6 protein-coding genes are annotated in these 6,881 nt (G+C 71.6%); 3 read left to right on the forward strand and 3 right to left on the reverse strand.

The annotated features are described in order from the left end of the window. The 3 genes from I0C86_RS00305 to I0C86_RS00315 form a co-directional block, all read right to left on the reverse strand. The coding region (locus I0C86_RS00305; RefSeq protein WP_196199112.1) for a hypothetical protein at positions 1 to 1,314 on the reverse strand (1,314 nt) is incomplete at its 3' end. Positions 1,315 to 1,444: 130 nt separating this feature from the next. After that, positions 1,445 to 2,194, reverse strand: coding sequence for a YcnI family copper-binding membrane protein (locus I0C86_RS00310; RefSeq protein WP_196199113.1), 750 nt, complete (start codon positions 2,192 to 2,194; stop codon positions 1,445 to 1,447). Positions 2,195 to 2,205: 11 nt separating this feature from the next. Continuing rightward, positions 2,206 to 4,035 carry a copper resistance CopC/CopD family protein gene (locus I0C86_RS00315; RefSeq protein WP_196199114.1) on the reverse strand — a complete coding sequence of 610 codons (1,830 nt, stop codon included), beginning with the start codon at positions 4,033 to 4,035 and terminating at the stop codon, positions 2,206 to 2,208. Positions 4,036 to 4,527: 492 nt separating this feature from the next. Between I0C86_RS00315 and I0C86_RS00320 the strand changes: the two genes are divergently transcribed. From I0C86_RS00320 to I0C86_RS00330, 3 genes are all read left to right on the forward strand, one after another. Continuing rightward, the gene (locus I0C86_RS00320) at positions 4,528 to 5,013 is read left to right on the forward strand and encodes a MauE/DoxX family redox-associated membrane protein (protein ID WP_407676244.1); all 486 of its coding nucleotides are present in this window, start codon (positions 4,528 to 4,530) and stop codon (positions 5,011 to 5,013) included. Then, entirely contained in the window at positions 5,006 to 5,722 is a 717-nt protein-coding gene (locus tag I0C86_RS00325) for a DsbA family protein (RefSeq protein WP_196199116.1), read from the forward strand. The genes I0C86_RS00320 and I0C86_RS00325 overlap by 8 nt, the downstream gene beginning before the upstream one ends. A gap of 47 nt (positions 5,723 to 5,769) precedes the next feature. Continuing rightward, positions 5,770 to 6,881 (forward strand): hypothetical protein (locus tag I0C86_RS00330; protein ID WP_323373389.1); only part of this gene is annotated, 1,112 nt, incomplete at its 3' end.

A 6,881-nucleotide genomic window follows, 5' to 3' on the forward strand; every position in this document is an offset into this window, starting at 1 on the left:
GACCGCAGGCGTGTGCCCGACCGCCGGACCGGCCAGAGGGTTGATCGACGGGTTCACCGACGAGGTGACGGAGAAACCGGCCGACCGGTTCAGCGACGAACCGGCGGACGAGTTCAACGACGAACCGGCCGACGAGTTCAACGACGAGCTTGAGGTCGAGCGAGATGACGATCTGCCCGACGAGTTCAGCGACCTTCCCGCCGACGAACCGGATGACGAGCCGGCCGACGAGTTCAGCAACGGCCAGACCGTCCGGTCACCTGGCTCGGTGTCCGGCCCCGCGTCCGGGGGGCCGCCCCGCGAGGGGGTGAGCACATCCGCCAGGGTCGCGGGCCGGGTGGACGACAGCCACCCGGTCGACGACACCGGGCGGGGCGACGACGGCGGCTCGGCCGACAGCGGCCGGGGCGACGGGAGCGGCTCTGCCGACAGCGGCCGGAGCGACGACGGTACCCGGGTCGAACCCGATGTTTCGGCCGGCAGCGGCCAGGCCGTCGGAGGCGCGTCGGACAGCGCCGTCCGGGGGTGGGCCACGGCGTTGTCCCGGATCGTCCGACGGGGCCGGTCCGCCGAGTTCCCCATGTCGTTCAAGGCGGCGATGCCGAGCCTGGCGGCGAAGGCCGGGACCTGGTCGGGTTCGACGACGAAGACGACCTCTCGCGGCCGAACAGGTCGGGCCAGCAGCACGATGCCGAGCAGCACCAGGATCCCGCCGACGGTCAGCAGGCTCCAGGCGGCCGGGCTGAGCCAACCGGGGCGTACCTCGACCCGCAGCCTGGTGTCGAGCCCGGGACGCGCGTCCGGACGCATGACGACCAGGCTCAGTCGGTGGCCGCGTACGTCGTCGGGGGTCAGGTCCAGTACACCCACGCCGTGCCGGATCCAGAGGCCCTGCTCTCCGGGAACGCCGACGGCGCCGTCCCGGCCGGGTGACTCGGCCGGACTGACGTGCAACGGCAACTGTCCCCGGGTCACACTCACCCGGTCGATCTGGGCGTACGAGGTGGTGGAAAGGTACTGGGACACCTCGGCGGCGGGGGCGAGCCCGATGAAGGCCGGGTCTGATCCGGTACGGGCGATGATCCGCATCCCGGTCCGGCTGGTACGCAGGAAGGGCGCCTCCTGTCGCAGCAGCGCGTCCAGGTCCGGTACGACGACCGCGTGTCCCGGCGTGTCGACCCGGTCCAGCGGACCACCGAACGCGCCGTTCGGGCTGCGCTGCTGCAGGACGGTCCATAGTGCACCGCCGATGAACAGCATCGGCAGCCCGATCGTGAGCAGGAGTATCCCGGCGATCAGTCGCACGAACCGCATTCGCGTTTCTCCCTCTAAGGTCGCAGTAACTCAGCGACCATACCGAGCGAAATCGCTTCAACACGGATTATTGGCTGAAATGGCTACTGGCCCGCCGGCAGGTGCCGACGGGCCAGCGGAATGCCACGGATCAGGCCGCGGGTGGGGTGCTCCCCCGCCGGGTATGGGCGAACGCCAGCCCGCCCAGCGCCAGCCCCCCGAGGCCGGCGACCAGTCCAGCGATGGCCAGGCCCAGCGCCGCCGGGTCACCGTCGTCCCCGGTGGAGGACGACGCCTCCGGCTGGGTCCCGCCGGCCGGTGCCGCCGATGGACTGGCGTCCGCCGCAGCCGCGGCCGGGAGCAGCTTCAGCACCGGCGCCGGATCGTTCTCCGGCTCGGCACCGTTGGCGGCCGGCGGCTCGATCCAGCGCGCCGTGCTGCTGTCCGAGTAGTGCTGGAGGACCCGGAACACCATCCGGTCGACGGTGGGCAGTGGCCCCATCGAAACGGGGAACTCCTGGAACTCACCCGGCTTGATGCCGGCGTTGGCCGACGCGGTCCAGGTGATCTTGGAGATCACCTCGCTGACCTGGCTGCCGTGAACCTCCAACGGCTGGTCGAGCTTGCGCTTCTCGATCGACACCGTCCAGCCCGGCACCGGCATGGTCGACACCGAGGCGACGGGCGCGTCGTTCGGAAGTGTCACCTCCAGCTTGACGGTGGACGCCGTGTCGCTCTCGGTCGGCACCCGGAACGCCAACCGTCCGTAGCCGCCCTGGGTCGCCTCCCTCGGATTCACCGTGACGTGCGCGGACGCCGAGGAGGCGAGCCCGAATACGCCGACCACGGTTGCTCCGAGGACGAGGGCGGCGGATAACGCCGCCCGACGGTGACGGATCATGAAGTACCTCTCTAGGTGATCGGCACGGTGCTGGTCACCGTGGCCTGGTCGATGTCCGTGAGACGGACCGTGAAACTGAGCAGCCAGTTGCCCGGAGAAGGCAGGCTGATCTCGCCCGTGGCGTGGCTGGGGGTGAGCGGCAACAGTGGAATCTCGATCGGCTCGATGCCCCGGTCGGGCAGGGCGGCCGTGGCCCGCCACTCCGCCACCGGCAACGGCTTGTTGTCCAGCGTGTACGCGTACAGGTGCATCGAGTTGCTGCCCGTCTTGGCCGGGTCCACCTCGACCTGGAGCGAGTAGATCGAACTCGTGAGCGTCGTGGTGTAGTAGCCCGGAGCACCGGCGTCGCCGTACGTGTCGGCGGTCCGGGCCGGCGGAGTCTGGACCAGGATCGCGGACAGTGCCAGGACGACCGCGGTGATCGCGAGTTCCGCCCAGACCGCCCGACGGATCCGGCGTGCCGATCCGACCGGCCGCGCCGCCTCGACCGAGGAGTCCGGCCCGGATGCGGTGCCATCGGCAAAGTCTTCCCCGGCCGACTCGGTCTCGACCGATCCCTCCTCGACCGGCTCCTCCTCGGCCAGGTCCCCCTCGACCGATTCCTCCTCCGCCAGGTCCTCCTCGACCGGCCCGTCGGCCGGGACCCGCCGCCGAACCAACTGCCGGGAGTACGCGGCCACCGCGATGACCAGCGCGAACAGTACGACCTTGGCGATGATCAGTCGGCCGTACGTGGTCGACACCAGTGCGGACGGCGTACTCACCTCGATGAGGGCCTGGACGACCCCGGCCAGCAGGAGCGCGGAGACGGCTACCGTCGCCCACCGGGACCAGACCGGCAGGATCGCGTCGAGTTCCCGGTCGTTCGCCCTGCGGAGCAGGAATCCGCCGAGCATCACCAGACCGCCGAGCCACACCGCCATGCCCGCCAGGTGCACGACGTCCACGACCACGGAGACGGCCGGCACCGGTGACGCCGCCCCGTGCCCGGCGATCGGCCAGGTGCCGAGCCCGGCCACCCCGAGAACGGTCAGCAGGATCTGGTCACTGCGCCCGGCCCGGCCCGCGATCAGCGGGCGGAGCAGGATCGCCGCCGCGGCCAGGATGCCGAGCCGGACCAGGTGGGCCGCGCCGAAGGTGCTGCCGAGGACATCGCCCAGGGCGCTGCCGCTGACCGCGAACGGTCCGCCTCCGGTGGTGTACGGCACCTGGAGCCAGATCGCGCCCACCGTCGACAGGACGATCAGGCCGATGCCGGTCCAGATCAGCCGGCTCGGGCCGTGTCGGGGCAGCCGTCGTGGCCAGAGCAGGCTGAGCACCAGCACCGGACCGATCAGCAGGAGCAGGCCGGCGTACCCGAGGAACTTGAACACCCGGACCGCCGCGCCGACCGCCGGGTGGACCTCGTCCGCCGTACTGTCCGACGGCGGAGTCGACGGCGCACCGACCGAATAGGTGTACGCCCCGGCGACCGGATGGCTGTCCGCCGAGATCACCCGGTAGCTGACCAGGTAGGTGCCCCGAGGCCCGGCCGGGTCGACCGGGATGGTCACGACCGCGCCGTTGAACGTTGGATCGCCCCGGTTCACCCGAGCGCCGTCCGGACCGAGGATCCGGATCTTGTCCGGCACCTCTCGGACCGCCTCGCTGAAGGTGAGCACCACCTCGACGGGTGCGTTGGACAGTACCGCGTCGGCCGCTGGACTGCTGCTGACCAGTACGGCGTGCGCGCTGGCCGGCATTGCCGGGCCGAGCAGCAGGGCGAGGGCGGCCAGCAGCAGGCCGATACCGGCGCCCGCGCGCGCCAACCATCGACGATTCGCAGCAATCATGTCGGACATCGTGGCCGACCGGGGCGACCTGGCGCGACCTCGGGTCACCTCCGGTCCGCCCCGGTCACAGTGTCGGAGCCGCCCGGCATCGACGGAGGGTGCGCACGGGCCGGCGCGAACCTGCGCACCGACGCCACCGGGGTCACTCCCCGGCGCTCCGGAACCGAATCGCCCGGCCGCCACCGAGTCTCCTTCCATGTCACCTTTCGATAGTCGGCATCGTCGGCGGAAAAGTTCCCGAAGGTTTCCGGGTTTGTGGATAGGCACGCGATGCAGGGCGACGCTCGATGCAGGACGGCGCTCGACCATTCTGGGGCGGAATGCCCACATATTCCGCTAATGCCCGCGTAGCGTCATTGAACGTGATCCCACCCAGTGCGACGCCAGGGCGGACCAACGCCCCCGCACGGACGGCTGGAACTACCCCGTCCGGCGTGGCGTCCAATGATCGTGACTGAGCGGAACACCGCAGGTGCCCGGGGCCTGGGCGCCAACCGTTGGATGGTGGCCCGACCGTGGCTCGCAACGGCAGCCCGGCTGGGCCTCGCCGCCGTGTGGCTCGTGGCCGGAGGGTCCAAGATCGGGGACCTGGCCGCCTCCGGTCGGGCCGTCAACGCGTACCAGATCTTCCCGTACGACCTGTCGGTGGTGATCGGGGCGGCGCTGCCGTTCGTGGAGATCGCCCTGGGCCTGATCCTCCTGGTCGGCCTCGCCACCCGGCTTGCCGCCGGGATCTCCGCGTTCCTGCTCGTGATCTTCATCGCAGGCATCGCCTCGGCGTGGGCCCGTGGGCTCTCCATCGACTGCGGCTGCTTCGGCAGCGGTGGCGACCTCGCCGCCGGCAAGGATCCGACGTACGGCACGGAGGTGCTGCGGGACCTGGGCTTCCTGGTACTCGCCGGATTCCTCCTGGTCTGGCCGCGTACGCCGATCTCGATGGACGCCGCGCTGAGCCGGAACACCGGAGAAGGAGACAGCGATGACTGATCGGGGCAAGAAGCCGCAGCGCCGGCCCGCCCGGGTGGTACGGGAACAGATGGCCCGGGAACGGCGCCGCAAACGCACCCTCTGGACCTCGGTCGGTGCGGTCCTCGTGCTGGTCGTCGCCGGTCTGATCGGCTGGGCCGTCTCCGCCAGCCAGGACGCCGGCGACTTCACCCCACCCGGCGGCGCGAATTCGGACGGCACCGGCATCGTGCTCGGCTCCGGACCGGTCAACATCGACGTGTACGAGGACTTCATCTGCCCGATCTGCCGCCAGTTCGAGCAGCAGGCCGGCGGCACACTCGACCAGCTCATCGCCCAGGGCAAGGTACGGGTCACGTACCATCCGGTCGCGTTCCTGAACCGCTTCTCCAGCACCGAGTACTCGACCCGGTCGTCCGCCGCCTCCGGCTGTGCCGCACAGAGCGGAAAGTTCCGCGAGTACGCCAAGGCGCTGTTCGACCGGCAGCCGCCGGAGGGCAGCGCCGGACTGAACGACGACGAACTGGTCAACGTCGCCACCAGCGTGGGGCTGGCCGGGGACAGTTTTGCCGCGTGCGTCCGGGAGAATACCTTCGAGAAGTGGACCGAACACGTGACCGAGGAGGCCTCCCGAGCAGGCGTGAACGGCACCCCGACGGTGCTGGTCGCCGGCAAGCAGGTGCAGGCCAGCGCCGAGGCGATCACGGCGGCCGTGGCAGCGGCCGGCTAGTGGACCGTGGCGACGACCGGCTGGTGAGTCGGCGCAGTGATCGGCTGGTGAGCCGTGGCAGCGACCGGCTCGTGAGTCGGGTCACGGCCGGTGCCGGCTGGTCCGGGGTGCTCGGTCGGGTCGGGTTGGCGCTGGCGGCAGGACTGGTCGGGGCGCTCTCGATCGCCGCACCGGCCGACGCACACGCCGCCGACGCCCCGGACGGCTCCAACTACCGCAGCGCGGCCAGCGGGGTCACTCCGGCCGTACCCGGACTCGCCGTCCGGGTGGTGGAGGGCGGCGCCCGGCTCGAACTGGTGAACCGGACCGGTCGCACGATCGAGGTGCTCGGCTACGCCGGTGAGCCGTACCTGGAGGTCCGTCCCGACGGTGTGTGGGAGAACACGGCCTCGCCGGCGACGTACCTGAACCGGACCCTGGACGGGGACACCCAGCTTCCGGCGGCGGCCGACCCGAGCCGACCGCCGTCCTGGCGACGGGTCAGCACCGATCCGGTGGTGCGCTGGCACGACCAGCGCAGCCGCTGGCTGGAGTCCGCTCCGCCGCCCGTGGTCGCCGCCCGGCCCGACCGCCAGCACCGGGTACGGGACTGGGTCGTGCCGCTCCGCGACTCCACCACGACGATGGAGCTGCGTGGCACCCTGGACTGGTTGCCGCCGCCGGACCCGCTGCCCTGGTGGAGCCTGAGCCTGCTCGGTGCGCTCGCCGTGGGTGCGCTCGGACTGCTCCCCCGGGCCTCCCGACCGGGGAGGCGGGCCACCGTCGCGCTGGCCGCGCTCGCCGGTACCGGTGGAGTGGCCGCGATCTGCTTCGCGCTGGCTCGTGGCGCCGACGCCGGAGTCGGAGGGATGCTGCTGGGGCTGGTCACCGCACAGCTCTGGCCCACCCTCACCGGAACCGCCGCACTGGCCGCCGGGGCGTACGCCCTGACTCGGCGCCCGGCCGCCGACTTCGCGCTGGCGCTGGCCGGTACCTGCCTGGCGCTCTTCACCGGCGTGACGAACGCGGCCGTCTTCCTGCGCTCGGTGGTCCCGGTGCCGTGGCCGGCGGAGTGGGCCCGGATCGTGATCGCGGTGGTGATCGCGACCGGTGGTGGCCTGGCCGTGGCCGGCGCCCTGCGGTTGCGCGCCGCCGGCCGCTCCCCCGCCACCCCCACCGG

It is taken from the genome of Plantactinospora alkalitolerans (genome assembly GCF_015690345.1).
GTDB lineage: Bacteria > Actinomycetota > Actinomycetes > Mycobacteriales > Micromonosporaceae > Plantactinospora > Plantactinospora alkalitolerans.